Source organism: Hydrogenophaga sp. (genome assembly GCF_028698005.1).
Classification (GTDB): domain Bacteria; phylum Pseudomonadota; class Gammaproteobacteria; order Burkholderiales; family Burkholderiaceae_C; genus Hydrogenophaga.
In genome coordinates, this window is record NZ_JAQVEJ010000031.1 from 1 (window position 1) to 26,163 (window position 26,163).

Genomic DNA, 26,163 nt, shown 5'->3' on the forward strand with positions numbered 1-26,163 from the left:
CATAGGCCGCGCAATCGGGGTAGCCGCAACGCGTGCACTGCGTCTGCGGCAGCGCAGCATCAATGCGGCGTGCAAGCTCATCCATGCCCCGACTATAGCCTGCGCAGTCGGCTGCCGCAGGCAGCACGCCGATCAGACCGGGGTCGTGCTGTTGCGGCGGCGCGTACCGCCCTTGCGTGCCGGTGCCGTGGTGGCACTACCTGTGGCTGGCTGATAGTCCTGGATGAAGGACTTGACCACCGGATAGACCATTTCGCGCCAGCGGCGGCCGCTGAAGATGCCATAGTGCCCGGCGCCCGGCACCTCGAAGTGCCGGCGGTTCCCGGACGGAACGGCGGCGCACAGGTCGTGCGCTGCGGCGGTCTGACCCGAGCCGGAGATGTCGTCCAGCTCACCCTCGATCGTCAGCAGGGCGCTGCCCTGGATGTCCTGCGGGCGCACGCGCTCGAGTTCGCCCTCCGGATTCTTCACATCCCAGGTGCCTTTGACCAGCTTGTACTCCTGGAAGACCGTCTCGATGGTCTCCAGGTAGTAGTCGGCATCCATGTCGAGCACGGCGTTGTACTCGTCGTAGAACGCACGGTGGCTCTCGGCACTGGACATGTCGCCCTTGATCAGGTCACGGAAATAGTCGTAGTGGCTGCTGGCATGGCGGTCGGGGTTCATGGCCACGAAGCCCGCATGCTGCAGGAAACCGGGATAGACGCGCCGGCCGGCACCCGGGAACTTGGGGGGCACCCGGTAGATGACGTTGTTCTCGAACCAGGCGTGACTGCGCTGCGTGGCCAGGTTGTTCACGGCGGTGGGCGATTTGCTGGCGTCGATCGGGCCGCCCATCATGATCATCGACAGCGGCGCAGTCTCGCCGCGCGAGGCCATCAGCGAGATCGCCGCGAGCACCGGCACCGTGGGCTGGCACACGCTCATCACGTGGCAGTTGCCGTAAGTCTGCTGCAGGTAGCGGATGAAGTCCTGTACGTAGTTGACGTAGTCATCCAGGTGGAATTCACCCTCGGACAAGGGCACCAGGCGGGCGTTTTTCCAGTCGGTGATGTAGACCTTGTGGTCCTTGAGCATGGTGCGCACGGTGTCGCGCAGCAGCGTGGCGTAGTGGCCCGAGAGCGGCGCCACGAGCAGCACCACGGGTTGCCCCTTGAGCTTGTCCAGCGTCGGCAGATCGTCCGAGAAACGCTTGAAGCGGCGCAACTCGCAAAAGGGCTTGTCGATCTCGATGCGCTCGTGGATGGCCACCTCGACACCGTCGACATCGACCGTCCGGATACCGAATTCCGGTTTTTCGTAGTCCTTGCCCAATCGGTGCAACAGATCGAAACTGGCCGATACGCGCTGTGCCATCGGCACCTGGCCCAGTGGCGACAGAGGGTTGGCGTACAGCTTGGCCGCTACCGCCGCCAGGTCGGTGATGGGCTCGATGATCGAGCGCTGGGTTTCGTAGATCTGATAGAGCATGGGGCGATCTTCCGAATTATGTTGCAGTGCAACAATATAGCAGTTGTCAAGCCAGTTGGATGCAGTGAAAACGCTGAAATTTCACCAACTTTTTCACAAACCTGTCGCCTGGGTGATCGATGAAGCCCCGGTTTCACCACGGAGGCAGTCTGACGGCCTCCGTTTCCCTGCGTCAGGCAGCAGGCCTTACACCACCTTGGCGATGGCCTGGCAGACGTAGTCGATGTTCTTGCTGTTGAGCGCAGCCACGCACATGCGGCCGGTGTCGGTGCCGTAGATGCCGAACTCGTTGCGCAGGCGCACCATCTGGTCCTTGTTCAGGCCGGAGTAGCTGAACATGCCGACCTGCGTGGTGATGAAGCTCATGTCCTGCTTCACGCCGGCGGCCTTCAGGCCGTCCACCAGCTTCTGGCGCATGTCCTTGATGCGCACGCGCATCTCGGCCAGTTCCTTTTCCCACAGGGCGCGCAGCTCGGGGTTGTTCAGCACATAGGCCACCACGGCGCCACCGTGGGTGGGCGGGTTGGAATAGTTGGTGCGGATCACGATCTTCAGTTGCGACAGCACGCGCTCCGCTTCGTCCTTGTCCGATGCCACCACCGACAGCGCGCCCACGCGCTCGCCGTACAGGCTGAAGCTCTTGGAGAAGGAGGTGGACACGAAGATGTTCAGTCCGGCGTCGACGAACTTGCCGATCACGGCGCCGTCTTCGGCGATGCCCTGGCCAAAGCCCTGGTAGGCCATGTCCAGGAAGGCGACCAGGTCCCTGGCCTTGACGACCTCGATCACCTTGTCCCACTGCTCGGCGCTGATGTCATAGCCGGTGGGGTTGTGGCAGCAGGCGTGCAGCAACACGATGGTGCCGGGCGCCGCGGCATTCAGATCGGCCAGCATGCCCTCGAAGTCGATCGAGCGGTTGGCGGCATCGTAATAGCGGTAGCTGTCGACCTCGAAGCCGGCATTGGTGAAGATGGCCCGGTGGTTTTCCCAGCTCGGATCGGAGATCAGCACCTTGGCATTGGGGTTGATCTTCTTGAGAAAGTCGGCGCCGATCTTCAGGCCGCCGGTACCGCCGATGGCCTGCACGGTGGCCAAGCGGCCCGACTTGACGACGTCGGAGTCGGCGCCGAAGACCAGTGCCTTGACCGCGTTGTCGTAGGCGGCGATGCCGTCGATGGGCACGTAACCCCGCGCGTTGGCCTGGTCCACCAGGGCCTTTTCAGCCACCTGCACGCACTGCAGCAGCGGCAGTTTGCCGTTGTCGTCGAAGTACACGCCGACGCCGAGGTTGACCTTGTTCGGGTTGGGGTCGACAGCAAATTGTTCGTTCAGACCCAGGATCGGGTCGCGGGGGGCCATTTCGACGGCGGAAAACAAAGACATGATGAGCGATGGGGTGAGGGCGGACAAAGGAAGGAGCGGGTTGTTCTGTCCTGGGAACAACCTCTCATTTTAGTGCTCGCGCGGGTTTTCCCGAAGCACCGGGTATCCGCCGGCGTGGTCGCACCGTAAACTTGAACGTTTTGACCGCATTGCGACACCCCGCCGTGACCACCGACCTCACCGACGCCGCACCGGCTGGCCAGTTCGTACGCTTTCCGGGCTCTCCGTTCGAGCTGTATCAGCCGTTCCCGCCCGCGGGCGACCAGCCCACGGCCATTGCGCAACTGGTCGAGGGCATCGAGGACGGCGAGGTGTTCCAGACCCTGCTGGGCGTGACCGGCTCGGGCAAGACCTTCACCATGGCCAATGTGATCGCCCGCCTGGGGCGCCCGGCCATCGTGTTTGCGCCCAACAAGACGCTGGCGGCGCAGCTGTACAGCGAGTTCCGCGAGTTCTTCCCGAAGAACGCGGTCGAATACTTCGTCAGCTACTACGACTACTACCAGCCCGAGGCCTACGTGCCGCAGCGCGACCTGTTCATCGAGAAGGACAGCGCGATCAACGAGCACATCGAACAGATGCGGCTGTCGGCGACCAAGAGCGTGCTCGAACGGCGCGATGTCGTCATCGTGGCCACCGTCAGCGCCATCTACGGCATCGGCACGCCCGAGGACTACATGCAGATGCGGCTGATCATGCGCAATGGCGACAAGATCGGTCAGCGCGATCTGATTGCGCAACTGGTGCGCATGCAGTACCAGCGCAACGAGCAGGACTTCGCGCGCGGCACCTTCCGCGTGCGTGGCGACACCATCGACGTGTTCCCGGCCGAACACTCGGAGCTGGCGGTGCGCATCGAGCTGTTCGACGACGAGGTCGAGTCGCTGTCGCTGTTCGATCCGCTCACCGGCCGCGTCCGCCAGAAGGTGCCGCGCTTCACGGTCTATCCCTCCAGCCATTACGTGACGCCGCGCGAGAAGACGCTGGCGGCCGTGGAGTCGATCAAGCAGGAACTGGAGCAGCGGCTCAAGGAGCTGGTGGGCATGGGCAAGCTGGTCGAGGCGCAGCGGCTGGAGCAGCGCACGCGTTTCGACATCGAGATGCTCAGCGAGGTCGGCCACTGCAAGGGGATCGAGAACTACACGCGGCATCTGTCCGGTGCCAGGCCGGGCGACCCGCCGCCCACGCTCACGGACTACCTGCCGCGCGACGCGATCATGTTCCTGGACGAGAGCCACCAGATGATCGGCCAGCTCAATGCCATGTACAACGGCGACCGCCAGCGCAAGACCACGCTGGTGGAGTACGGGTTTCGCCTGCCGTCGGCGCTGGACAACCGGCCGCTGAAGTTCGCCGAGTTCGAGCAGCGCATGCGCCAGTGCATTTTCGTCTCGGCCACGCCGGCTGACTACGAGAAGAGTCATGCCAGCAAGGTGGTGGAACAGGTGGTGCGCCCGACCGGCCTGGTCGATCCGGTGGTCGAGGTGCGCCCGGCTACCCACCAGGTGGACGATGTGCTGCAGGAGATCCGCATCCGCGTCGAGAAGAGCGAGCGTGTGCTGATCACCACGCTGACCAAGCGCATGGCCGAGCAGCTCACCGACTACCTGACGGAGAACGGCGTCAAGGTGCGTTACCTGCACAGCGATGTCGACACGGTCGAGCGTGTGGAGATCATTCGCGACCTGCGCCTGGGCCAGTTCGACGTGCTGGTCGGCATCAATCTGCTGCGCGAGGGCCTGGACATTCCCGAGGTCTCGCTGGTGGCCATCCTCGACGCCGACAAGGAGGGCTTTCTGCGTGCCGAGCGCAGCCTGATCCAGACCATCGGCCGCGCGGCGCGCAACCTCAATGGCCGAGCCATTCTGTATGCCGACCGCATCACCGATTCCATGAGGCGCGCCATGGACGAGACCGAGCGGCGCCGCGCCAAGCAAATCGCCTACAACGAGGCACATGGCATCACGCCCAAGGGGGTGGTCAAGCGCATCAAGGACCTGATCGACGGCGTCTACAGCGAAAAGGCGGGCAAGGAAGCCGACCGTGTCGCGCTGGAAGCGGCGGCCCGGGAGCAGGCCGAGGCCATGAGCGAAAAAGACCTGGCGCGTGAAATCAAGCGGCTGGAGAAGCTCATGCTGGAGCACGCGCGCAACCTCGAATTCGAGAAGGCGGCGCAGGTGCGCGACCAGTTGCACCAGCTCAAGGCGCGTGTGCTGGGGGCGCCGGGCGAAGACCACGTCGCCTGACGGGCGGGTCGAGGGAACCTTAGCCGAGAGATTTACTCGGAAATATGGTATACTCGACCGAAACAGTCGGAAACCATCGGGAAAACCTCAGTGCCTCTGATCGGGCATGGGTGTCCGGTGTGTCCCGACAGGTCAAGCCAACGCAAAGGAGCTTGAGATGCGCCTCACGACCAAAGGCCGCTTCGCGGTCACCGCCATGATTGATCTGGCCCTGCGCCAGAGCAACGGTCCTGTCACGCTGGCCGCCATCAGCCAGCGCCAGCAGATTTCGCTGTCCTACCTGGAGCAGTTGTTCGGCAAGCTGCGCCGCCACGAACTGGTCGAATCCACCCGGGGTCCGGGGGGCGGCTATTCGCTGGGACGCAAGGCGGCCGACATCACGGTGGCCGACATCATCGTGTCGGTGGACGAGCCGATTGACGCGACCCAGTGTGGTGGCAAGGAAAATTGCCTGGGTGATGCCGGCCGCTGCATGACCCACGAGCTGTGGTCGCAGCTCAATACCCGGATGGTCGACTTTCTCGACTCGGTGACCCTTCAGTCGCTGGTGGACGAGCAGATCGCCAAGGGTGTCGTGGTGGAGAACGCGCCGATGATCAAACGCGCCATCTCCAGCGCACCGGTGGTCAAGCCGATCCGGGTCAATGCCCCCAATTCGGTATTTGCGCTGGGTGGGGTGGCGCTGTCCAAGTAAAACAGGGCGGTCCCGCGCGCTGGCCGGGTCGCTGACCGCGCGCCGGGCGTCAGGCCGCTGGCGCCGGTGCGGCCGGTCGCCCGCCCGATAAAAAACAACAACCCTATTTAGCCCCACGAACTGCTGATCTCCCATGAGCACACCGCACTTTCCGATTTACATGGACTACAGCGCCACCAGCCCCTGCGATCCGCGGGTGGTGGATGCCATGATTCCCTGGCTGCGCGAGCATTTCGGCAACCCGGCCTCCCGCAGCCATGCCTGGGGCTGGGAAGCGGAAAAGGCCGTCGAGAACGCGCGCGCCCAGGTGGCCGCGCTGATCAATGCCGATCCGCGCGAGATCGTCTGGACCAGCGGCGCCACCGAGTCCAACAACCTGGCGCTCAAGGGTGCGGCGCAGTTCTATCAATCGCGTGGCAAGCACATCATCACGGTCAAGACGGAACACAAGGCGGTGCTCGACACCTGCCGTGAGCTGGAGCGCCGCGGCTTCGATGTCACCTACATGGACGTCGGTCCCGACGGCCTGCTCGATCTGGAGGCCTTCAAGGCCGCGATCCGTCCCGACACCATCCTGGCCTCGGTCATGTTCGTGAACAACGAGATCGGCGTGATCCAGGACATCGCGGCCATCGGCGCCATCTGCCGCGAAAAGGGCGTGATTTTCCACGTCGATGCCGCGCAGGCCACCGGCCGTGTGGACATCGACCTGCAGGTGCTGCCGGTGGATCTGATGAGCCTGACCGCGCACAAGACCTACGGGCCCAAGGGCATCGGCGCGCTGTTCGTGCGCCGCAAGCCGCGCGTGCGCATCGAGGCGCAGATGCATGGCGGTGGCCACGAGCGCGGCATGCGCTCGGGCACGCTGCCCACGCACCAGATTGTGGGCATGGGCGAGGCCTATCGCATTGCCAAGGCCGAGATGCACGAAGAAAACAGCCGCATCCAGGCACTGCACGACCGCCTGCTGGAGGGTCTCCGGGGCATTGAAGAGGTGTTCGTCAACGGCCACGAAACGAAGCGCGTGCCGCACAACCTGAACATGAGCTTCAACTACGTCGAGGGCGAGTCGCTGATCATGGGCATCAAGGGACTGGCGGTGTCGTCCGGCTCGGCCTGCACCTCGGCCAGCCTGGAGCCCAGCTACGTGCTGCGCGCCCTGGGCCGCAGCGACGAGCTGGCCCACAGCAGCCTGCGCATGACCATCGGTCGCTGGACAACCGAAGAAGAAATTGACTACGCGGTCAAGACCATCCGGGAAAACGTTGCCAAGCTGCGCGAGCTGTCGCCGCTGTGGGAAATGTTCAAGGATGGCGTCGATCTGTCGACGATCCAATGGGCTGCGCACTGAACACGAAGGAGAACAACCATGGCTTACTCTGACAAAGTGGTCGACCACTACGAAAACCCCCGCAACGTCGGTTCGTTCGACAAGGGCGATGACACGGTGGGCACCGGCATGGTCGGTGCCCCGGCCTGCGGCGACGTGATGAAGCTGCAGATCAAGGTCAACCCGTCCACGGGCGTCATCGAGGACGCACGCTTCAAGACCTATGGCTGTGGCTCGGCCATTGCCTCGTCGTCGCTGGTGACCGAATGGGTCAAGGGCAAGACCCTGGACGAGGCCGCCTCGCTCAAGAACAGCGAGATTGCCGAAGAGCTGGCGCTGCCGCCGGTCAAGATCCATTGCTCGATCCTGGCCGAGGACGCCATCAAGGCCGCCGTCCAGGACTACCGCCAGAAACACGCGAACTGACCGACCGCAGATGACAAGCATGGGTGTCACCATTACCGAGGCCGCGGCGCGGCACGTCAGCCGCTACATCGCCAAACGGGGCAAGGGCATTGGCGTGCGCCTGGGCGTCAAGACCACAGGCTGTTCGGGACTGGCCTACAAGCTGGAGTACGCCGACGAGATCGCGCCGGAGGACGTCGTGTTCGAAAACAACGGTGTCAAGGTGCTGGTGGACCCCAAGAGCCTGGCCTACATCGACGGCACGCAGCTCGATTTCGTGCGCGAGGGCCTCAACGAGGGATTCAGGTTCAACAATCCGAATGAACGTGACCGCTGCGGCTGCGGCGAGTCGTTCCGCGTCTGAGTGAACCTGCAATCCAACGATTTCGAGATCTTCGGTCTGGCTCCGGCCTTCGCGCTGGATCGCGCGCAACTGGACGAGCGCTGGAAGGCGCTGCAGCGCGAGGCGCATCCGGACCGCCATGTCGCCGGCGATGCGCGGACGCAGCGCCAGGCCATGCAGTGGTCGGTGCGCATCAATGAGGCCTACCAGCGCCTGAAGGACCCCATCCGGCGGGCGGCCTATCTGTGCGAACTGCATGGCGTGCCGGTCGATGCCGAGCGCAACACCCACATGCCGCCAGCGTTCCTGATGCAGCAGTTGCAATGGCGCGAGGCACTGGAGGAGGCCTCGAGCCTGGATGCGCTGGAGGACATGGCCGACGATGTGGCCGGGGCTCGCGCACGCATGATCGAGCAGGCGCGCTGCCTGGCCGACGAGCAGCACGATTTCGGCGGTCTGGCCGGGCAGGTCAGAGCCCTCATGTTCGTTGAGCGTTTTTCCCGCGATATCGAAAAGCGCATCGATCAACTGGGACAATAACGCCCGACCATTCTTTCCCCTTCGATCGCTTCCATCTGCCCGGACCGAACCGGGCCATCTGTTCACCCATGGCACTTCTGCAGATTTCCGAACCCGGCCAGTCGCTGGACCCCCATCAGCGCCGTGTGGCCGTGGGCATCGACCTGGGGACCACCCACTCGCTGGTGGCGGCGGTGCGCCATGGTGTGGCCGAATGTCTGCCCGACGCCCAGGGGCGGGTGATCCTGCCCAGCGTGGTCCGCTACACCGATCCGGCACAGGGCGGGGCGGGGCGCCAGATCGGCTACGAAGCCCTGGCGGCGCAGGTTGACGATCCGGCCAACACGGTCAGCTCCGTCAAGCGTCTGATGGGCCGGTCGCGCGCCCAGGTGGTCGATGTCGACAAGCTGCCCTACCGTGTGCTGGATGACGGCGGCATGGCCGTGATCGACACCGTGGCAGGCCGCAAGACGCCGATGGAGGTCAGTGCCGAGATCCTGGCCACCTTGCGTTTCCGCGCCGAAGACAGTTTTGATGATGAACTGTACGGCGCCGTGATCACCGTGCCGGCCTATTTTGACGATGCCCAGCGCCAGGCCACCAAGGACGCCGCACAACTGGCGGGCATCAACGTGTTGCGCCTGATCAATGAACCCACGGCCGCCGCCATCGCCTATGGCCTGGACAATGGCAGCGAGGGTATTTATGCGGTCTACGACCTCGGCGGCGGCACCTTCGATATTTCCATCCTGCGTCTGACGCAGGGCGTGTTCGAGGTGCTGGCGACCGGGGGCGATTCTGCTCTCGGCGGCGACGACTACGACCAGGCACTGGCTGGCTGGGTTCTGCGACAGCAGGGCGTCGATGCGGTGCCCGACGCATCGGCCAGGGCCGTGCTGCAAAGGGAAGCGCGCCGGATCAAGGAAACCCTGTCCGGGGCCGACAGTGCCGTATTCCAGGTGTCGCTGGGTGGCCAGACCATCGAGCAGACGGTGACGGCCGCCGACTTCGAAACCTGTACCGCCGAGCTGACGGCGCGAACCCTGAGCGCGGTGCGCAAGGTGTTGCGCGATGCCGGCGTGCGCCGCGACGAGGTGCAGGGCGTGGTGCTGGTCGGCGGCTCGACGCGCATGCCGGTCGTGCGCCGCGCGGTGGGCGAGTTTTTTGGCCGCGACCCGCTGGTCAACCTCAATCCCGACGAGGTGGTGGCGCTGGGCGCCGCGATTCAGGCCAACGCCCTGGCCGGCAACAGCCGCGCTGGCGACCTGCTGCTGCTTGATGTGATCCCGCTGTCGCTGGGCATCGAGACCATGGGTGGCCTGGTCGAGCGCATCGTGCCGCGCAACAGCACCATTCCCACCGCCCGCGCGCAGGACTTCACCACCTACCAGGACGGCCAGACCGCGCTGGCCCTGCACGTGGTGCAGGGCGAGCGCGACCTGGTGGCCGACTGCCGCAGCCTGGCCCGCTTCACGCTGCGCGGCATTCCCCCCATGGCGGCCGGCGCGGCACGCATTCGGGTCACCTTCACCGTCGATGCCGACGGCCTGTTGTCGGTGAGCGCGCGCGAGCAAGGCTCGGGGGTCGAGGCCCGCATCGAGGTCAAGCCAGCCTACGGCCTGAGCGACGAACAGATCGCCGCCATGCTGCAGGACAGTTTCGCCACCGCGCAACAGGACATGCAGGCGCGGGCGCTGGTCGAGGCCAGGGTCGATGCCGACCGCATGCTCGTGGCCACGCGCAGCGCGCTGGCCGCCGATGGTGATCTGCTGTCGGCCGCCGAGCGCGAGGCGATCGATGCCCTGATGCAAGGATTGGCGCAAGTGGCCAAGGAGGGCACCGCCAGCGAGGTCGAGGCGGCTACCGAGGCGCTGGCCAAGGGCACCGAGGCCTTTGCGGCCAGGCGCATGAACCGGGGCATCCAGCATGCCCTGGCCGGCCGAAAGATCGAAGAAATCTGACAACACCCATGCCCACGATCAAGATCCTGCCCCACCCCGAGTACTGTCCGCAGGGCGCTACCATCACGGCCCCACCGGGCACGTCCATCTGCGAGGCCCTGCTCGACAACGGCATCCCGATCGAGCACGCCTGTGACATGAGCTGCGCCTGCACCACGTGCCACGTGATCGTTCGCGAAGGCTTCAACAGCCTCAACGACATGGAAGAAGCCGAAGAGGACCTGCTGGACCGCGCCTGGGGCCTTGAGCCCGATTCGCGACTGTCGTGTCAGGCCATCGTGGCCCTGCAGGACCTGACGGTGGAAATCCCGAAGTACTCCATCAACCACGCCAAAGAGAATCACTGATGAGGCAGATCGTTCTCGATACCGAAACCACCGGCCTGTCGGCCGAAAACGGTGACCGCATCATCGAGATCGGCTGTGTGGAACTGCTCAACCGCAAGCTCACCGGCAACAACCTGCATCACTACATCAACCCCGAGCGCGACAGCCACGAGGATGCGCTCAAGGTGCACGGGCTGACCACGGAGTTCCTGAGCAGCAAGCCCAAGTTCGCGGCCATCGCCGATGAGCTGCTGGCCTACCTGGATGGCGCCGAGCTCATCATCCATAACGCACCGTTCGACATCGGCTTCCTCAACAAGGAACTGGAGTTGCTGGGCAAGCCGCCGATCATGGCTTGCATCTCGGGCGTGATTGACAGTCTGGTGCTGGCCAAGGAGATGTTCCCCGGCAAGCGCAATGGCCTGGACGCGCTGTGCGACCGGCTGGGCGTGGACAACTCCAACCGTACCCTGCACGGGGCCTTGCTCGACGCCGAGCTGCTGGCCGATGTCTACATCAACATGACGCGCGGCCAGGACGCGCTGCTCATCGACACCAGCGACAGCGGTGCCGATGGCAGCAGCCTGGAGTTGATCGACCTGCGCCAGTTCGATCTGCCCGTGCTGCGGGCCAACGAGCTGGAGTGCGCGGCACACGAGGCCTTGCTGGCCGATCTCGACAAGGCCAGCAAAGGCAAAACGGTGTGGCGCACACGGGTGGCGGCTGCCTGAACCGGGGACGCCAAGAATTTTTTTGCGCCGCCCAGAAAAATGCGAAAACAACGCTATATAATCTGAGGCTTACCGAATGATCGGGAGTCTGAAGGCAGCAGCCTGACGAACACCAGAATTCGGGCGGTTAGCTCAGTGGTAGAGCACTGCCTTCACACGGCAGGGGTCGCAGGTTCGAACCCTGCACCGCCCACCAGAAAATCAAGCACTTAGCGGAAACGCTAGGTGCTTTTTTCTTGTCTTCACGGAGTTGGTACGGATCGTGCGCCCTGGGGGCGCACCGCGTCGGCCTTTGTGTGCCCCTCAGCCCTGAGGGCGCCAGGTGGGCGCTGATCGACCGCCCGGTGCCATCAGGGCGCTGCGCCGCCCACCCACCGGCGGCGCGCGAAACTTTTGTTGTGTCCTCCCGCGCGTATGGGTCGAAGTCTTTCCGCACGACCTGATGACTTCAGTGGGGACATCCACACAACGTCAGATTCTTCATGACGCACGTCCTGTTTGACCCAGGGACGGGGCCAAAGGCCGCATTCCGGATTTCGCAGGAGGACGAGCAAGGTGTCATGCGAGACGCTGGCCTTACCGGCTGAGCCGATGGGTCTTTTCAGGATCCTGGCGAAGAGGGCGTGTGCGTGACCGCAGGCGCCGTCCGGGTGCTTGGCCAGGCGCTCCCCATGTTCGGGTGCGGGGCGCGCGGCACAAGAAGGCAGTGCCGCGAGAAATGCGCAGGCCCCTGGTTCGGCCTGGCTGGCGGATCCTGATGAGGATCCGGCGATTGAATAAGGTGACGAGCCTTGACCCCGGCACTGGCTACACAGTTAGGGCTGCTTGGTTCCCCACCTGACCCGGTTGGCCGCTTCACCATGCGGGAAGGCCCGTCACCTCCGATTGTAGGCGATCACGCGCCTGCTTGCTGGCTGGCCGGCGAAAGGTGAAGATGTGGCGGGCTGCGGCTTAGAATCGGTGGCTTATGTCTTATGTCGTCCTGGCCCGCAAGTACCGACCGCGCACGTTCGCCGAAATGGTGGGGCAGGAACACGTCGTGCAGGCGCTGTCCAACGCGCTGAGTTCGCAGCGCCTGCACCATGCCTACCTGTTCACCGGTACGCGCGGCGTAGGCAAGACCACCGTCTCGCGCATCCTGGCCAAATCGCTCAACTGCCTGGGCGCCGACGGGCAGGGCGGCATCACGGCCGAGCCCTGTGGTGTCTGCCAGGCCTGCCGCGACATCGATGCCGGCCGCTTCGTCGACTACACCGAGCTCGATGCGGCCTCCAACCGTGGGGTGGACGAGGTGCAGGCCCTGCTGGAGCAGGCCGTCTACAAGCCGGTGCAGGGGCGCTTCAAGGTCTTCATGATCGACGAAGTGCACATGCTCACGAACACGGCGTTCAACGCCATGCTCAAGACACTGGAGGAGCCGCCGGAGTACCTCAAGTTCGTGCTGGCCACGACCGACCCGCAGAAGGTGCCGGTCACCGTGCTCAGCCGCTGCCTGCAGTTCAACCTGCGGCCGATGGCGCCCGAGACGGTGTCCGAACACCTGACCCGCGTGCTGCAGGCCGAAGGGGTGCCGGCCGACGGCCAGGCTCTGCGCCTGCTGGCACGGGCCGCGCGCGGTTCGATGCGCGATGCGCTGAGCCTGACCGACCAGGCCATTGCCTTCGGTGGCGGCCAGTTGCAGGAAGCCACGGTGCGCCAGATGCTGGGCGCGGTGGACCGGGGCTACGTGCTGCGCCTGATCGATGCGCTGGCGCGCGGCGATGGTGCTGCCGTGGTGGACACGGTGGATGAGTTGCGCCTGAACGGCTTGAACGCGGCCTCGCTGCTGGAAGAGATGACCGGTGTGCTGCAGCGTATGGCGGTGTTGCAGGCCGTGCCCGCGCGCGCGGCGCAGGGTGAGGCCTCCACCGATCCGGACGAAACCGAGATCGCGCGACTGGCCCTGTTGCAGCCGGCCGACGAAACCCAGTTGCTCTACAGCCTGTGCCTGCACGGCCGGGCTGAACTGGGGCTGGCGCCGGACGAATACGCCGCGCTGACCATGGTGCTGTTGCGCCTGCTGGCCTTCAAGCCCGCTGGTGCCACGGTGGCCGGTACATCGGCCGCGGTGGAAAAAAAAACTCCGCTGAATCCCCCTCCGGGGCGTGAGACCGCGCCGGCACCCGTGCCGGCCCCGGCTCCGCGGGTTGCCGTGGCCGTGCCGGCACCCGTTGTCCCCGCACCGGCCGTTGCGCCTGTGCCGCGGCCCGAGCCCCGGGCAGAGGCGGTTGCCGTGCCGACGAACCCGCCGGCAGCCGAGGCGCGGCCGGTGCCACCCCAACCGCCCGCCGAGCGCCTGCCGCCGCCCGATATGCCCGAGATCGAGGACTACGACGACGGGCCGCCCTGGGTGGACGAGGACATGGCGGCCGTTGCACCGTCCGCACCAGTGCCGCCGCGTGTGGTGGCCATTCCCGTGCGCGACCCCGGCCTGCCTTCCGAGCGCGTGGAGCCGCGCCGCTCCGATGTGGGTGCCGGGCCCGATCCGTCGCGGCTGGTGCCGACCCCTGAGGGTGACTTCTGGCACGACACGGTGATGCGGCTGGTGCAGGCCGAGGCCATCACCGCGCTGGTGCGCGAACTGGGTCTGCAGTCGCAGCTCGTGGCGCGCAGCGAAGGCCTGTGGACCCTGCGCATCGAGCGCAGTTCGCTGGCCCAGGGCGCCACCGGCAACCGCCTGGCCGCCGCGCTGGCCACGCTGGGCCATGAGGGCGTGAAAATCGCCACCGACGTGGTGGCGCCAGGGCAGGTGACCGACTCGCCCGCCCTGCGTCTGGCCGCCGAGGCCCGGCGTCGGCAGCGCGAGGCCGAAAACCTCATCCTCGCAGATCCCTTCGTGCAGGCCATGATGCGCGACTTTGGCGGCACAATCGTGCCAGGCAGCCTCAAGGCCGACGCGGCCTGACGCGGGCCTTGCGACCACACACCATTTGACGTCGGCGGCGCCGACACCGATCCAGACGATTCCCATTCATTCACACAAGGAAGACCATGTTCAACAAAGGACAACTCGCCGGCCTGATGAAGCAGGCCCAGGCCATGCAGGACAACCTCAAGAAGGCGCAGGAGGAGCTGGGCAGCATCGAGGTCACGGGCGAGTCCGGTGCCGGTCTCGTCAAGGTGACGATGACCTGCAAGCACGATGTCAGGCGTGTGACGATCGACCCGAGCCTGCTGGCCGACGACAAGGACATGCTCGAAGACCTGGTGGCTGCCGCCTTCAACGCGGCCGTGCGCAAGGCCGAAGAGACCTCCCAGGAAAAAATGGGCAAGATCACCGCCGGCATGCCTGGCCTGCCCGGCGGCATGAAGTTTCCGTTCTGAGCGAGGCCGCGCAAGCGCGATCAGGCATGACCGGTACCCATTCGCTTGAGCTGCTGGTGCAGGCGTTGCGCTGTTTGCCGGGGGTGGGCGTCAAATCGGCGCAGCGCATGGCCTTTCACCTGCTGCAGCACGACCGCGAGGGCGCCCAGCGCCTGTCGCGTGCGCTGGCTCAGGCCACCGAACATGTGCGCCATTGCACGCTGTGCCACACGTTCACCGAAGACGAGGTCTGCGTCACCTGCGCCGACCCGCGCCGCGACAGGAGCCTGCTGTGCATCGTCGAGACGCCGGCCGACCAGGCCGCGATGGAGCGCACCGGTGCCTACAAGGGCCTGTACTTTGTCCTCATGGGGCGCCTGAGTCCGCTCGATGGTGTGGGGCCCCGCGAAATCGGCCTGCAGGCTCTGTTCGAGCGCTTCGACGCCCCGGACTGTCCGGTGCGCGAGGTCATCCTGGCCACCAATTTCACGGCCGAGGGCGAGACGACGGCCCATGTGATCGCGCAGGCGCTCAAGCACCGGGGCCTGCAGGTGACGCGCCTGTCGCGTGGCGTGCCGGTGGGCAGCGAGCTCGAATACGTGGACCTTGGTACCATCGCCCATGCGCTCGTCGATCGACGCTGAACGGCCACACCTGGTGTCCGGTAAAGTCTCGTTTCGACTGTTACAACCCACCCAGCCGGGAGTCAAGGCATGAAACTGGCAGGACTGACCCTGGCTTATTGGTCGCTGATCGTGGCCGCCCTGCTGCCCTTTGTCTGTGCTGTCCTGGCCAAAAGAGGCTCGTTCGGCGTCGGGCGCCATCAGGGCGGCTTTGACAACCACCAGCCCCGTGCCTGGCTGGCGCGGCAAACCGGCTGGCGCGCGCGCGCCAATGCGGCACAGGCCAACAGCTTCGAGGCTTTGCCGCTGTTCATGGCAGCGGTCATCGTGGCCCACCAGCTCGGCGCCAACCAGGTGCGGCTGGACCTGATGGCCTTCCTGTTCGTCGTGCTCAGGATGGTCTACATCCTGCTGTACCTGGCCGATCTGGCCTCGGCGCGCAGCGCGGTCTGGGCGCTGGCACTGCTCGTGAACCTGGCCATCTTTTTTGTGTAGGGAAGCCAGATCGGTGTAAACCCGCTCGGGATTGGCACTGATGCCGGTAGCCGGGGGGCCGCCTATTCTTCTGATGAGCCTGCCGTTTGAAGCAGGGCACATGGAGGATTCGGGTATGTGGAACCGCCGCCGGTGGGGCGCCGTCTGTGCGTCCGGCCTTCTCAGCAGCATGTGCCCGGGTGTGTTTGCCCGGGGCAATGGCGTGCCTGCCGCGATGCCGCCTGCAGGCACGCCGCGGGTGGTGCTGGCGGTCCATGACAGGGCCTCGTTCTGCATGCTGCCACTGACGGTGGCCGAGCGCCTGGGCTATTTCGCCACCGAAGGGCTCGATGTCCTCGTGCGCGAGTTTCCGGATGCGCAGGCCTGCGTGCAGGCGGTGGCCAGCGGCGCGGCCCACGTGGCGAGCATCGCTTACGGCACGGTTGTCGCGCTGCGTGCGCGCGGCGTGCTCCCCCTGACGGCTTTCGTGCAGCAGGGGCGCACCTCGCAACTGGTGATGGGGGTGGCCGACCCGAGTGCATCGCAGGTGCTCAGGGGAGCGCGCATCGGCGTGGCCAGCGCCAACACGGACGCCTACCGGCTGGCGCGTCTGGTGCTGCAACGTGCCGGCCTCAGGGCGGGCGATGTGCGCTTCGTGCCCCTGCACCGGCATGCCCAGGCCGTGGCGGCGTTTCGCGCGGGGCTGGTGGATGCGATTTGCCACAGCGACCCGGCGATCACGCTGCTTGAGCAGGAGGGTGCCATCAAGGTGGTGGCCGACACCCGGACGGTGCGTGGCAATGCCGAGGTATTTGGCGGGCCGTTGCCGGCGGCCTGTCTGGCGGCTCCCGGAGCCTTTCTCGGCAGCCGTGCCGACGTTGCACAGGCGCTGGCCTTTGCGATGGTGCGCGCGCTCAAGTGGCTGCAGACGGCGGGGCCCTCGGACATCATCCGCGCCGTGCCCGAGGCCTATTTTTCCGGTGACCGCGCACTGTACCTGGCGGCCTTCAGCCGCGTGCGGGAAACCTGGACACCGGACGGCCTGATGCCCGGGGACGGGCCGGCCACTTTCCTGAAAACGGTGCAGACCCTGGGTGAACTGCCCGAGGCACGCGGACTGGACATGGGCCAGACCTACACCAACCAGTTCGCGCAGAAGGCCAAGGTGCGCTTCCGGGCCTGAGGCACCGGCTCACTTCTTGCTGGCCACGCGCGTCTTGGTCGCGGATTTTTTCGCCGTGCTCCTGGCCGGCTTCTTGGCCGCCGTCCGGGTCGTGGTTGCCGCGGCCTTCTTGCCTGTGCCGGCACGAGCGGATGAGGTGGCGCGCGCTGGTTGGGCGAGCGCGAGCTGTTGGCCGATGCGGACGCCCGATTTCGTCGTCAGACCGTTCCATTTCGCCAGGTTGGCCAAGCTGACGCCGTGCCGCTGCGCGATGGTCGAGAGGCTGTCGCCCTTGCGCACGATCACGTGGCGCGGCTTGACCGGCGCATCGGGCTGCAGCCTGAGCTGGCCGTTGTCGGCCACATGCTCGGGGACATCGCGGTCGTAGGCACCGGTGCGCGGCACCAGCAAACTGGAGCCCGCGCGCACCCGCATGCGCGGCGGGATGTTGTTCAGCCGGCGCAGTTCGATTTCGCTCATGCCGACGCGGCGGGCCGCGTCGGCGGCGCTCATGGTCGTGGGCACGACCCAGGCGGTCCAGCTCGCCAGTGGGCCCTGTTGGTTCTTGAGCCGGGCCTCGAACAGCGCGGCATTGTCCCAGGGCAGGAGCACGTTGGGCGTGCCGGCGGCCATCACCACGGGCAGTTTGATCGAGGGATTGAGGGCGCGGAAGTCCTTCTCGTCGACCTCGGCCAGGCGGGCGATCATGGCGACGTCGATGTCGCGCGTGATGGTGATGGTGTCGAAGAAGGGGTGGTTGCCGATGTCGGGCAGTTGCAGGCCAAACGCCTCGGGGTTGGCGACGATGTTCTTGACCGCCTGCAGCTTGGGCACGTAGTAGCGCGTCTCCTGCGGCATGTTCAGGTCGAGGTAGCCGGTACCCAGCCCCAGGCTCTGGTTGCGCGTGATGGCGCGCCCCACATTGCCCTGTCCCCAGTTGTAGGCGGCCAGTGCAAGATGCCAGTCGCCGAAGCGGGCGTAGAGCTGCTCCAGGTAGTCGAGCGCGGCACGGGTGGAGGCCAGCACATCGCGCCGGTCATCGCGGAACATGTTCTGTTTCAGGTCGAAAGACTGACCCGTGGCCGGCATGAACTGCCACATGCCTGCCGCCCGGGCGCTGGACACGGCTTGCGGATTGAAGGCACTCTCGATGAAGGGCAACAAGGCCAGTTCCATCGGCAGTTCACGCCGCTCGATTTCTTCGACGATGTGAAACAGGTACATCTGCGAGCGCAGGGTCATGCGCTGGATGTAGTCGGGCCGGCTGGCATACCACTGCTCGCGGTTGTGCACGAGCTCGGTGTCCAGATCCGGCATGGCAAAGCGGCGGCGGATGCGTTCCCAGATGTTGCTGGGGGCGGTCAGCGAGGTGATCTGGTCGGACTTGAGTTCACCGGTTTCGACCGCGCTCAGGGGCCCCTTGGGGACGAACGGCGGGGGCGCATATGACTTGTGCGTGACGATCGCCGGCGCGGGCGAAGGCTGCTTGCCGGATGGGGGGGCGGCACAACCGGCGAGCAGGCCGGCGGCCAGCAGGGGCAACTGCCAGCACCAGCGGCGCAGGCGGACCAACCAATCGGTGGGGGCAGGGGTCATCGGAACGTGTTCTTCCATTCCCGCAGCGCCGCGAATACCGGCACCACGGCTGCATCGTCGGGCAGGCCCGCGTGCGTACGGACCGAGCGGGCTACATCGGGCTCGCGCGCCCTCAGAAACGGGTTGATCTGGCGCTCGACCTCGATGGTCGAGGGCAGGGTGGGCCGTCCCGCGTCGCGCCGCATTCTGCATTGGTCTTCATAGTCCGCCAGCGCCTGGTTGCCGGGTTCGACGTGGCGGGCGAACTTCAGGTTCGACAGCGTGTACTCGTGCGCCGCGCAGACCCGGGTGTCGCCCGGCAGGGCGGCCAGCCGGTCCAGCGAGTCGAGCATCTGCGCCGGCGTGCCCTCGAACAGGCGCCCACAGCCACCGGAAAACAGGGTGTCGCCGCAGAACAGCAGTGGCGGGCCCAGCGTGGCCCGGTCGTTGCACAAATAGGCGACGTGGCCTGCCGTATGGCCGGGCACATCGATGGCCTGGAAGGTCAGGCCCAGGGCCTGCACCGCGTCGCCACCGCGCGCTGGCTCGACCGGCACCGGCATGGCCTCGCCGGCCGGACCGATGCACCTGGCGTCGGGGGCATCGGCGAGCAGCGCCGCCACGCCGCCCACATGGTCGCGATGGTGGTGTGTGATGAGCAGGGTGTCCAGCCGCAGCGACCGGGCGGCCAGATAGGCGCGCACCGGCTCGGCATCGCCCGGGTCGACCACCAGCGCGCGCTGACCGTCGTCGAGGACCCAGATGTAGTTGTCGGAAAAAGCCTCGACAGGATGCAGCGTCATGGAGGGTTCGGGCAGCTTGGTCAAGTCGGCAGCAGGACGTGTAGAGTATGCGTGGTCGGACGGGGCGGCCAGCAGACCTGTTCAGTGGCAGACTGGCCTGCGCAAGGCATCACCCATGAATCCATCGATTATAGGTTTGCAACAATGGTTCCGTACCCCGCCCGGGCGTTACCTTCTTGCCTGGGAAGCGGCGCAGTGTGACGCGGTGGTGGAGGATTGTTTCGGCTTTCATGCGCTGCAGTTGGGGGTGCCGGAGTTGCCCTCTTTGCGCATGAACCGCATGCCCCACCGCTGGGTGGCGTTGCCCGAGTCACCGGCGCCGGAGGCGCAGGATGCGGTGCCGGTGGATGGTCTGTTGCCCGACCGTGGCCATGCGCCCGAGGTATGCCTGGTGACCGACGCCGCCGCCCTGCCGTTTCCGGAGGCCAGCCTGGACCTCGTGATGCTGCCGCACACGCTCGAACTCAGTGCCGACCCGCACCAGGTGTTGCGCGAGGTCGAGCGCGTTCTGGTGCCCGAGGGACGGGTGGTGGTCTCGGGCCTGAATCCGGCCAGCCTGTGGGGCTTCAGGCAGGGCCGGGCGCGCCTGACGCAGCACCTGGGCCTGGGCGGCACGCTGTACCTGCCGGAGGTCGGTGAGTTCATCGGCCCCTGGCGGCTGCGCGACTGGATGCGCCTGCTGGGTCTTGAAGTAGAGTTGGAGCAGTACGGCTGCTACCGCCCGGCGGTGCGCAGCGACAAGTGGCTCGCCCGCACCGCCTGGATGGACCGGGCCGGGCCGCGCTGGTGGCCCATCTTCGGCGCCGTGTATTTTTTTGTGGCGGTCAAGCGCGTGCGCGGCATGCGCCTGCTTGGCCCGGCGTGGCGACCGCGTCGGGCCGCCGCCGCCAGTCCGGTGTCGGTCGCGCGCCGGCAATGAACCGATTTCTCAGGAGTGGATGTTTTGGATCAAGTGGTGATGTACACCGATGGCGCCTGCAAGGGCAACCCGGGACCGGGTGGCTGGGGCGTGCTGCTGCGCTCGGGTGCGCACGAAAAGGAGCTGTTCGGTGGCGAACGCCTGACAACCAACAACCGAATGGAGCTGATGGCCGTGATCCAGGGGCTGTCGGCACTCAAGCGGCCGTGCCGCGTTCAGCTCTACCTGGACAGCCAGTACGTGCGCAAGGGCATCACCGAGTGGATCCATGGCTGGAAGAAAAAGGGCTGGGTGACCGCCTCGAAGGAGCCGGTCAAGAACGCTGACCTGTGGCGGCGACTGGATGAACTGGTGCACGATGGCGTGCACCACATCGAGTGGCACTGGGTCAGGGGCCACAACGGTGACCCGGGCAACGAGCGCGCCGACGCGCTGGCCAACAAGGGTGTGCCCGGCTGAGCGGACTCAGATCGCGCCCTCGAACATCATCACCTCGACCGTCTCGCCGGCGGCGAGGTCGCCCTGATCCTGCGGCAGCACGATCAGGCCATTGGCTTCGACCATCGAACGCAGCATGCCCGAGCCCTGGTGGCCGGTGGTGCGGACGGTCAGGTGCCCGTCGGCGTTGCGGGTGACGATGCCACGCTGGAACTCGGTGCGGCCGGGCTTCTTGCGCAGCGGTTCTGCGCAGCGTGCCTGCAGCTGCACGGGGGGCGCCGGCCGGGCGCCCATCATGGCCTGCAGCGCGGGGCGCACCAGGGCGAGAAAGGTCACCATGGCCGCGACCGGGTTGCCGGGCAGGCCGAACAGCATGGCGTTTCCGGTATCCGGTGCGTCACCGGCGCGGATGCGGCCGGCGGCAAACGGGCTGCCCGGGCGCATGGCGATGCGCCAGAACGCCACCTCGCCCAGGCGGGCCATCAGGTCGCGGGTGTGGTCGGCATCGCCCATGCTGACGCCGCCGCTGGTGACAATGGCGTCGGCGTCACGCGCGGCCTGCCGGAACGCGGCTTCGAGCCGGGTCGGGTCGTCGGGCACGATGCCCATGTCCAGGACCTCCACACCGAGCTTGCGCAGCAGGCCGCACAGGCCGAAGCGGTTGCTGTCGTAGATGGCACCGGCGCGTGCCGGCTCACCAGGGTTCAGGAGTTCGTCGCCAGTGGACAGGCACGCCACCCTCAGCCGGCGGTACACGCGCACCTGCGCCAGCCCCAGGCTGGCCAGCAGGCCCAGCGCGGCCGGGCCGAGGCGCTGCCCGCGTCGCAGCGCCGGTTGGCCGGCCATCAGGTCTTCGCCGGCGCGACGCCGGTGGCTGCCCGGGGTGACGGCTTCCGCGGGCAGCCGCACCGTGTCGCCATCGGTCGTCACCAGCTCGATGGGCACGACGGTATCGGCGCCAGTCGGCATGACGGCGCCCGTCATGATGCGCACGCATTCGCCGTGGCCGACGTGACCGCTCCAGGCCTGGCCGGCGAGGGCGCGGCCGACGACGCGAAGGTCCAGGGTCAGGCCTGAGGCCAGCGCCGAGCCGTCGAAGGCGAAGCCGTCCATCGCCGCGTTGTCGTGCGGCGGTACGCTGATGGGGGAAATCACGTCGTCGGCCAGCACGCGGTCCAGGGCCTCGGCGATGGTCACGGTTTCGACGTCGGAGACGGGCCGAACGAGGCTGGCCAGTTGGGCCGAAGCCTGTGCCATGTCCATCCAGGCGGCAGGACGGGGCGCGCCGGCTGGGGTGGCGGAAGGAGCGCTCGATGTCATTCAGGCATTGTCCAGCATCCGCAGGTCCTCGGGCGTGTTGGCGTTGAAGAAGGCCCGTGGATCGTCCTGTGGCCGGTCGAAGGGCACCAGCGCGAGGCGGTGGTGGTCGGCCCACGTGCGGGTCTTGCGCTCGCCCTGGGCAAGGAAATCCGCCAGGTCCTCGCGCAGTGCGGCGCGCATCAGGCAGAAGACGGGCTGCGGGCGCAGTTGCCCGTCGCTGTCCGGCGCCAGCGGCATCGCGATGTCGCCGGCATCGTCGCGCAAGGCCTCGGCCAGGCGCTGCGCGAGATCGGTCGGAAAGCGCGGGCTGTCGCAGGGCACGGTCAGCAGCCAGGGCGTCGTGCAATGGGTGAGCCCGGTCAGGAAACCGGCGAGCGGCCCGGGCTGGTCGGGCAGGGTGTCGGGCCAGACCGGGACGCCGAAGGTGGCATAGGCATCCGGCTGGCGGTTGGCGTTGATGGCGATGGTGCCGATGAGGCCGCCCTGCTGCGCGCGCAGGCGCTCCAGCGCGTGGGCCACCAGGGGGCGACCGGCCAGCGGCTGCAGCCCCTTGTCGACGCCACCCATGCGCGAGCCGCGACCGCCCGCCAGAACGAGGCCGGTGATCTGGCCCGGGAGGATCATGCTCAGCCGCCGATGTAGCTCATCTCGACGCGCCGGCCCCGGTCGTTGCCGGCGTCGGGCGGCAGGCTCGCGCGCAGCTCGGAATAGCGGTCGTCGCGCCCCTGCCAGATGGCGGCAAGGGCGGCGGCGATGTCGGCGTCCGAGGCCCCGCCACGCACGAGCTCGCGCAGGTCGTAGCCGCGCGAGGCGAACAGGCACAGGTAGAGCTGGCCTTCGGTGGACAGGCGGGCGCGGTTGCAGTCGCGGCAGAAGGCCTGCGTGACGCTGCTGATGAAGCCGACTTCGCCGCTGCCGTCGGCGTAGGCCCAGCGCTCGGCGGTTTCGCCGGGGGCGGCGGGCTCCAGCGGCACGAGCGGCATCTCGCGGTGGATCATCTGCATGACCTCGGCGCTGGGCAGCACCTCGTCCATGCGCCAGCGGTTGGTGGCGCCGACATCCATGTACTCGATGAAGCGCAGCACGATGTCGCTGCCCTTGAAGTGGCGCGCCATGGGCAGGATCTCGTGCTCGTTGGTGCCGCGCTTGACGACCATGTTCACCTTGACCGGACCCAGGCCCGCCTCGCGCGCGGCGTCGATGCCGCGCAGCACGTCGGCGACCGGGAAATCGACGTCGTTCATGCGGCGGAACACCGCATCGTCGAGCCCGTCCAGACTGACGGTGACGCGCTGCAGGCCGGCGGCCCTGAGGGCGGCGGCCTTGCGCCCCAGCAGCGAGCCGTTGGTGGTCAGCGTGAGGTCCAGCGGCTCACCCTCGGGCGTGCGCAGGGCGGCCAGTTGGCCAACCAGCAACTCGATGTCCTTGCGCAGCAGGGGCTCGCCGCCGGTCAGGCGGATCTTGCGCACGCCCTGGGCCACGAACACGCCCGCCAGTCGGGCGATTTCCTCGAAGCGCAGCAGGTCGCCGTGTCGCAGGTAGGGGTAGTCCTTGTCGAACACCTCCTTGGGCATGCAGTAGGTGCAGCGGAAGTTGCAGCGGTCGGTGACGCTGATGCGCAGGTCGCGCAGGGGCCGGCCGAGCGTGTCATGGAGCAGGCCTGGAGCTGGCGTGGCGTGGGCCGCAGCGCGCGCAGGCCGAGGCACGGCCAGGGGCGCCATGCGCTGGTCGACGAGGGGAATCACGCGTTCGGACATGCTCCGATTCTCGCTCAGACGCAGCGTGCGCCGTCAACTTCCAAGCATACCCCCGAGATGAAAGCGGCCTCGTCGCTGGCCAGGTACAGAACGGCATTGGCCACGTCCAGCGCGGTCGAGAAGCGCCCCAGCGGGATGGTGCTGCGGAACTTGCCCAGCCGCTCCTCCGTCAGCTCGCCGCCCGCGAATGAGGCGCCCAGGCCGGTGAAGGGGTTCATCACCGGGTTGACGCAGTTGACACGGATGTTGTCCGGGCCCAGCTCGGCCGCGAGCGACTTGCTGGTGGTGATGACCGCGCCCTTGGAGCCGTTGTACCAGGTCAGGCCGGGGCGCGGGCGCACGCCGGCGGTGGAGGCGATGTTGATGAAGCTGCCGCCGCCGTTGCGGCGGAACTCGGGCACCGCGTGAATGGTGGACAGGTAGATGCTTTTGACGTTGACCGCGTAGCAGCGGTCGAACTCGTCCTCGGGCACGTCCAGCGCGGGCTGGTTGCGGTGTGTCCAGCCCGCATTGTTGACCATCACGTCGAGCTTGCCATGGTGGCGGACGGCGGCCGCGACCAGCGCCTTGACATCGTCCGAGCGGGTCACGTCGGCGGCGACGAACTGGGCCTGGCCACCGGCGGCAGTGATCTCGTCGGCCACGCGCTCGCCACCGGTGCGGTTGATGTCGTTGACGATGATGGCGGCGCCTTCCTCGGCCAGCCGCTTGGCGATGCCTTCGCCGATGCCGCTGCCGGCGCCGGTGACGATGATGGACTTGTTTTTCAGACGCATGCGGGTGTCTCCTTGAAGGGGTGTGTCAGCCGTGACGGAACGCCACAGTCTTGAGGGTGGTGAAGCCCAGCAGGGCCTCGAAGCCCTTTTCGCGGCCGTAGCCGCTGGACTTGACGCCGCCGAAGGGCAGTTCCACACCGCCGCCGGCGCCGTAGTTGTTGACGAAGACCTGGCCCGCCTTGACGCGGCGCGCCATGCGGAACTGGCGCGCGCCGTCGCGCGTCCACACGCCGGCCACGAGGCCGAAGGCCGTGCCGTTGGCCAACGCCACGGCGTGGTCCTCGTCGTCGAAGGGCATGGCCGCCAGCACCGGACCGAACACCTCTTCCTGGGCCAGCCGGTGGCCAGGCGGCACGTCGCGCAGCAGCACGGGTGCCGCGTAGTAGCCGCCGGCCGCCACCTCGTCCATGACGTGGCCTGCGGCCACCGTGGCAATCCCGTCGGCACGGGCCTGATCCAGAAAGCCGCGCACGCGCTCGAGCTGCGTCTGCCGGATCAGCGGTCCGAGGTCCGGGTCCAGGGCGGGGGGGCCGGCACGCAGCGCCCGGAAGACCTCGCCCAGACGCGCCAGCAGCGGCTCGTACAGGCCGCGCTGCACCAGCAGGCGCGAGCCGGCGCTGCAGGTCTGGCCGCTGTTTTGCACGATGGCGCTGACAAGGAAGGGCAGGGCGGCGTCGATGTCCGCGTCCTCGAACACGATCTGTGGCCCCTTGCCACCCAGTTCCAGCGTCACCGGACAATGGCGCTCGGCCGCGGCCTGCTGGATCAGCGTGCCCACACGCGGGCTGCCGGTGAAGCTGATGTGATCGACGCCCGGATGGCGCGCCAACGCATCGCCGACCTCGTGGCCGTAGCCGGTGACGATGTTGAGCGCCCCGGCCGGAAAGCCGACCTCGGCAGCCAGCCCGGCCACCCGGATCAGCGACAGGCAGGCGTCCTCGGAGGGCTTGACCACGCAGGTGTTGCCGGCGGCCAGCGCGCCGCCGACGCTGCGGCCGAAGATCTGCATGGGGTAGTTCCATGGGATCACGTGGCCGGTGACACCGTGCGGCTCGCGCCAGGTGAGCACGCTGTAGCCATCGAGGTAGGGGATGGTGTCGCCGTGCAGCTTGTCGGCCGCGCCGGCATAGAACTCGAAGTAGCGCACCAGCGCCAGTGCGTCGGCCCTGGCCTGCTGGGTGGGCTTGCCGCAGTCGCGCTGCTCGATCGTGGCCAGTTCGTCGGCATGCTCGGCCACCTTGGCGCTCAGCTTCATGAGCAGGCGCCCGCGCTCGGCCGCACTCAGGCGGCTCCAGGTGGTGTCCAGACAGCGGCGCGCGGCCTGCACCGCCATGTCCACGTCGGCGGCGCTGCTGCGCTCGATGGTGTCATACGGCTGTCCGTCGGCCGGGTCGATCACGGGCAGCGTCTGGCTGGAGGCCGAGCGAACGGCCTGGTTGTCGATGAAGTTCAGGGGCATGGTGGATGTCTCCTTACTGCGGGCCGATGACCGGCGCGGGGCCGATGGGTGCCACGACCGGCGTCCTGTCGAATACGGCGTCGCGCATGGCGAGCGAGACCCGGGGG

Annotated in this window: 26 protein-coding genes, 1 tRNA gene and 1 other RNA gene; 17 read left to right on the forward strand and 11 right to left on the reverse strand. The window is 67.0% G+C overall.

What is annotated here, in order from left to right; translation table 11 throughout:
- The 3 genes from PHQ87_RS05215 to PHQ87_RS05225 form a co-directional block, all read right to left on the reverse strand.
- On the reverse strand, window positions 1-85 hold an 85-nt coding region (locus PHQ87_RS05215; protein ID WP_300231878.1), incomplete at its 3' end, for a (Fe-S)-binding protein.
- 47 nt (window positions 86-132) lie between these two features.
- Complete coding sequence (gene phaZ / locus PHQ87_RS05220) at window positions 133-1,470, reverse strand: polyhydroxyalkanoate depolymerase (RefSeq protein ID WP_300231850.1); 1,338 nt, start codon at window positions 1,468-1,470, stop codon at window positions 133-135.
- 186 nt (window positions 1,471-1,656) lie between these two features.
- Window positions 1,657-2,853: an amino acid aminotransferase gene (locus PHQ87_RS05225; protein ID WP_300231851.1), complete on the reverse strand. Its 1,197-nt coding sequence runs from the start codon at window positions 2,851-2,853 to the stop codon at window positions 1,657-1,659.
- A gap of 164 nt (window positions 2,854-3,017) precedes the next feature.
- Between PHQ87_RS05225 and uvrB the strand changes: the two genes are divergently transcribed.
- The 10 genes from uvrB to PHQ87_RS05275 all read left to right on the forward strand — a co-directional run bounded on the left by uvrB (window position 3,018) and on the right by PHQ87_RS05275 (window position 11,604).
- On the forward strand, window positions 3,018-5,099 hold the full coding sequence (gene uvrB, locus PHQ87_RS05230; protein WP_300231852.1) for an excinuclease ABC subunit UvrB: 2,082 nt from the start codon (window positions 3,018-3,020) through the stop codon (window positions 5,097-5,099).
- A gap of 157 nt (window positions 5,100-5,256) precedes the next feature.
- Complete coding sequence (gene iscR, locus PHQ87_RS05235; protein ID WP_300231853.1) at window positions 5,257-5,793, forward strand: Fe-S cluster assembly transcriptional regulator IscR; 537 nt, start codon at window positions 5,257-5,259, stop codon at window positions 5,791-5,793.
- Window positions 5,794-5,926: 133 nt separating this feature from the next.
- Window positions 5,927-7,144 carry an IscS subfamily cysteine desulfurase gene (locus PHQ87_RS05240; protein WP_300231855.1) on the forward strand — a complete coding sequence of 406 codons (1,218 nt, stop codon included), beginning with the start codon at window positions 5,927-5,929 and terminating at the stop codon, window positions 7,142-7,144.
- A gap of 18 nt (window positions 7,145-7,162) precedes the next feature.
- On the forward strand, window positions 7,163-7,549 hold the full coding sequence (iscU, locus tag PHQ87_RS05245) for a Fe-S cluster assembly scaffold IscU (RefSeq protein WP_300231856.1): 387 nt from the start codon (window positions 7,163-7,165) through the stop codon (window positions 7,547-7,549).
- Window positions 7,550-7,568: 19 nt separating this feature from the next.
- The gene (gene iscA, locus PHQ87_RS05250) at window positions 7,569-7,892 is read left to right on the forward strand and encodes an iron-sulfur cluster assembly protein IscA (RefSeq protein ID WP_300231857.1); all 324 of its coding nucleotides are present in this window, start codon (window positions 7,569-7,571) and stop codon (window positions 7,890-7,892) included.
- Entirely contained in the window at window positions 7,893-8,411 is a 519-nt protein-coding gene (hscB, locus tag PHQ87_RS05255; protein ID WP_300231858.1) for a Fe-S protein assembly co-chaperone HscB, read from the forward strand.
- 68 nt (window positions 8,412-8,479) lie between these two features.
- Window positions 8,480-10,351: a Fe-S protein assembly chaperone HscA gene (gene hscA, locus PHQ87_RS05260; RefSeq protein ID WP_300231860.1), complete on the forward strand. Its 1,872-nt coding sequence runs from the start codon at window positions 8,480-8,482 to the stop codon at window positions 10,349-10,351.
- A gap of 8 nt (window positions 10,352-10,359) precedes the next feature.
- On the forward strand, window positions 10,360-10,698 hold the full coding sequence (gene fdx, locus PHQ87_RS05265; RefSeq protein WP_300231862.1) for an ISC system 2Fe-2S type ferredoxin: 339 nt from the start codon (window positions 10,360-10,362) through the stop codon (window positions 10,696-10,698).
- Window positions 10,698-11,408, forward strand: a complete 711-nt coding sequence (gene dnaQ, locus PHQ87_RS05270; RefSeq protein WP_300231863.1) for a DNA polymerase III subunit epsilon — start codon at window positions 10,698-10,700, stop codon at window positions 11,406-11,408. The genes fdx and dnaQ overlap by 1 nt, the downstream gene beginning before the upstream one ends.
- A gap of 121 nt (window positions 11,409-11,529) precedes the next feature.
- Window positions 11,530-11,604: transfer RNA gene (locus PHQ87_RS05275), tRNA-Val, on the forward strand.
- Between the two features lie 584 nt (window positions 11,605-12,188).
- Here PHQ87_RS05275 and ffs read toward each other — a convergent pair.
- Window positions 12,189-12,285: signal recognition particle sRNA small type (gene ffs, locus PHQ87_RS05280), an RNA gene on the reverse strand.
- Between the two features lie 90 nt (window positions 12,286-12,375).
- On the opposite strand from ffs, the gene dnaX reads away from it, so the two are divergent.
- From dnaX to PHQ87_RS05305, 5 genes are all read left to right on the forward strand, one after another.
- The gene (gene dnaX, locus PHQ87_RS05285) at window positions 12,376-14,352 is read left to right on the forward strand and encodes a DNA polymerase III subunit gamma/tau (RefSeq protein ID WP_300231864.1); all 1,977 of its coding nucleotides are present in this window, start codon (window positions 12,376-12,378) and stop codon (window positions 14,350-14,352) included.
- Window positions 14,353-14,438: 86 nt separating this feature from the next.
- Complete coding sequence (locus PHQ87_RS05290; RefSeq protein WP_300231865.1) at window positions 14,439-14,771, forward strand: YbaB/EbfC family nucleoid-associated protein; 333 nt, start codon at window positions 14,439-14,441, stop codon at window positions 14,769-14,771.
- Window positions 14,772-14,797: 26 nt separating this feature from the next.
- On the forward strand, window positions 14,798-15,394 hold the full coding sequence (recR, locus tag PHQ87_RS05295) for a recombination mediator RecR (RefSeq protein WP_300231866.1): 597 nt from the start codon (window positions 14,798-14,800) through the stop codon (window positions 15,392-15,394).
- A 69-nt stretch (window positions 15,395-15,463) separates the two neighbouring features.
- Complete coding sequence (locus tag PHQ87_RS05300; RefSeq protein WP_300231868.1) at window positions 15,464-15,868, forward strand: MAPEG family protein; 405 nt, start codon at window positions 15,464-15,466, stop codon at window positions 15,866-15,868.
- Window positions 15,869-16,082: 214 nt separating this feature from the next.
- A complete protein-coding gene (locus PHQ87_RS05305; protein ID WP_300231869.1) occupies window positions 16,083-17,030 on the forward strand; it encodes an ABC transporter substrate-binding protein in 948 nt (315 codons plus the stop codon).
- A 9-nt stretch (window positions 17,031-17,039) separates the two neighbouring features.
- Here PHQ87_RS05305 and PHQ87_RS05310 read toward each other — a convergent pair whose 3' ends face one another.
- Both PHQ87_RS05310 and gloB read right to left on the reverse strand, forming a co-directional pair.
- Window positions 17,040-18,605 carry a transglycosylase SLT domain-containing protein gene (locus tag PHQ87_RS05310; protein ID WP_300231870.1) on the reverse strand — a complete coding sequence of 522 codons (1,566 nt, stop codon included), beginning with the start codon at window positions 18,603-18,605 and terminating at the stop codon, window positions 17,040-17,042.
- The gene (gloB, locus tag PHQ87_RS05315) at window positions 18,602-19,387 is read right to left on the reverse strand and encodes a hydroxyacylglutathione hydrolase (protein ID WP_300231871.1); all 786 of its coding nucleotides are present in this window, start codon (window positions 19,385-19,387) and stop codon (window positions 18,602-18,604) included. Before gloB ends, PHQ87_RS05310 begins: the two co-directional genes overlap by 4 nt.
- A gap of 115 nt (window positions 19,388-19,502) precedes the next feature.
- Here gloB and PHQ87_RS05320 point away from each other — a divergent pair, with 115 nt between their 5' ends.
- Complete coding sequence (locus tag PHQ87_RS05320; RefSeq protein ID WP_300231872.1) at window positions 19,503-20,306, forward strand: class I SAM-dependent methyltransferase; 804 nt, start codon at window positions 19,503-19,505, stop codon at window positions 20,304-20,306.
- Between the two features lie 24 nt (window positions 20,307-20,330).
- Entirely contained in the window at window positions 20,331-20,765 is a 435-nt protein-coding gene (gene rnhA / locus PHQ87_RS05325; protein WP_300231873.1) for a ribonuclease HI, read from the forward strand.
- A 6-nt stretch (window positions 20,766-20,771) separates the two neighbouring features.
- Here rnhA and glp read toward each other — a convergent pair whose 3' ends face one another.
- The 5 genes from glp to PHQ87_RS05350 are packed head-to-tail and all read right to left on the reverse strand — an operon-like array spanning window position 20,772 to window position 26,056.
- Complete coding sequence (gene glp / locus PHQ87_RS05330) at window positions 20,772-22,007, reverse strand: gephyrin-like molybdotransferase Glp (protein WP_300231880.1); 1,236 nt, start codon at window positions 22,005-22,007, stop codon at window positions 20,772-20,774.
- Between the two features lie 57 nt (window positions 22,008-22,064).
- Window positions 22,065-22,688 (reverse strand): molybdenum cofactor guanylyltransferase MobA, encoded by a 624-nt coding sequence (mobA, locus tag PHQ87_RS05335; protein ID WP_300231874.1) that lies wholly within the window; start codon window positions 22,686-22,688, stop codon window positions 22,065-22,067.
- 2 nt (window positions 22,689-22,690) lie between these two features.
- Complete coding sequence (gene moaA / locus PHQ87_RS05340) at window positions 22,691-23,821, reverse strand: GTP 3',8-cyclase MoaA (RefSeq protein WP_300231875.1); 1,131 nt, start codon at window positions 23,819-23,821, stop codon at window positions 22,691-22,693.
- 14 nt (window positions 23,822-23,835) lie between these two features.
- Window positions 23,836-24,597: an SDR family oxidoreductase gene (locus tag PHQ87_RS05345; RefSeq protein WP_300231876.1), complete on the reverse strand. Its 762-nt coding sequence runs from the start codon at window positions 24,595-24,597 to the stop codon at window positions 23,836-23,838.
- Window positions 24,598-24,622: 25 nt separating this feature from the next.
- Entirely contained in the window at window positions 24,623-26,056 is a 1,434-nt protein-coding gene (locus tag PHQ87_RS05350; protein ID WP_300231877.1) for an aldehyde dehydrogenase family protein, read from the reverse strand.
- Between the last annotated feature and the right edge of the window lie 107 nt (window positions 26,057-26,163).

Excerpts from the sequence above, each read along its gene's own strand:
- iscU (WP_300231856.1), top strand. The coding sequence starts at position 7,163 with ATGGCTTACTCTGACAAAGTGGTCGACCACTACGAAAACCCCCGCAAC.
- PHQ87_RS05310 (WP_300231870.1), bottom strand. The coding sequence starts at position 18,605 with ATGACCCCTGCCCCCACCGATTGGTTGGTCCGCCTGCGCCGCTGGTGC.
- mobA (WP_300231874.1), bottom strand. The coding sequence starts at position 22,688 with ATGATCCTCCCGGGCCAGATCACCGGCCTCGTTCTGGCGGGCGGTCGC.
- dnaQ (WP_300231863.1), top strand. The coding sequence starts at position 10,698 with ATGAGGCAGATCGTTCTCGATACCGAAACCACCGGCCTGTCGGCCGAA.
- PHQ87_RS05240 (WP_300231855.1), top strand. The coding sequence starts at position 5,927 with ATGAGCACACCGCACTTTCCGATTTACATGGACTACAGCGCCACCAGC.
- moaA (WP_300231875.1), bottom strand. The coding sequence starts at position 23,821 with ATGTCCGAACGCGTGATTCCCCTCGTCGACCAGCGCATGGCGCCCCTG.
- PHQ87_RS05300 (WP_300231868.1), top strand. The coding sequence starts at position 15,464 with ATGAAACTGGCAGGACTGACCCTGGCTTATTGGTCGCTGATCGTGGCC.
- PHQ87_RS05290 (WP_300231865.1), top strand. The coding sequence starts at position 14,439 with ATGTTCAACAAAGGACAACTCGCCGGCCTGATGAAGCAGGCCCAGGCC.
- iscR (WP_300231853.1), top strand. The coding sequence starts at position 5,257 with ATGCGCCTCACGACCAAAGGCCGCTTCGCGGTCACCGCCATGATTGAT.
- PHQ87_RS05225 (WP_300231851.1), bottom strand. The coding sequence starts at position 2,853 with ATGTCTTTGTTTTCCGCCGTCGAAATGGCCCCCCGCGACCCGATCCTG.
- iscA (WP_300231857.1), top strand. The coding sequence starts at position 7,569 with ATGGGTGTCACCATTACCGAGGCCGCGGCGCGGCACGTCAGCCGCTAC.
- PHQ87_RS05320 (WP_300231872.1), top strand. The coding sequence starts at position 19,503 with ATGAATCCATCGATTATAGGTTTGCAACAATGGTTCCGTACCCCGCCC.
- hscA (WP_300231860.1), top strand. The coding sequence starts at position 8,480 with ATGGCACTTCTGCAGATTTCCGAACCCGGCCAGTCGCTGGACCCCCAT.
- dnaX (WP_300231864.1), top strand. The coding sequence starts at position 12,376 with ATGTCTTATGTCGTCCTGGCCCGCAAGTACCGACCGCGCACGTTCGCC.
- fdx (WP_300231862.1), top strand. The coding sequence starts at position 10,360 with ATGCCCACGATCAAGATCCTGCCCCACCCCGAGTACTGTCCGCAGGGC.
- phaZ (WP_300231850.1), bottom strand. The coding sequence starts at position 1,470 with ATGCTCTATCAGATCTACGAAACCCAGCGCTCGATCATCGAGCCCATC.
- glp (WP_300231880.1), bottom strand. The coding sequence starts at position 22,007 with ATGGACATGGCACAGGCTTCGGCCCAACTGGCCAGCCTCGTTCGGCCC.
- PHQ87_RS05305 (WP_300231869.1), top strand. The coding sequence starts at position 16,083 with ATGCCGCCTGCAGGCACGCCGCGGGTGGTGCTGGCGGTCCATGACAGG.
- PHQ87_RS05345 (WP_300231876.1), bottom strand. The coding sequence starts at position 24,597 with ATGCGTCTGAAAAACAAGTCCATCATCGTCACCGGCGCCGGCAGCGGC.
- recR (WP_300231866.1), top strand. The coding sequence starts at position 14,798 with ATGACCGGTACCCATTCGCTTGAGCTGCTGGTGCAGGCGTTGCGCTGT.
- gloB (WP_300231871.1), bottom strand. The coding sequence starts at position 19,387 with ATGACGCTGCATCCTGTCGAGGCTTTTTCCGACAACTACATCTGGGTC.
- PHQ87_RS05350 (WP_300231877.1), bottom strand. The coding sequence starts at position 26,056 with ATGCCCCTGAACTTCATCGACAACCAGGCCGTTCGCTCGGCCTCCAGC.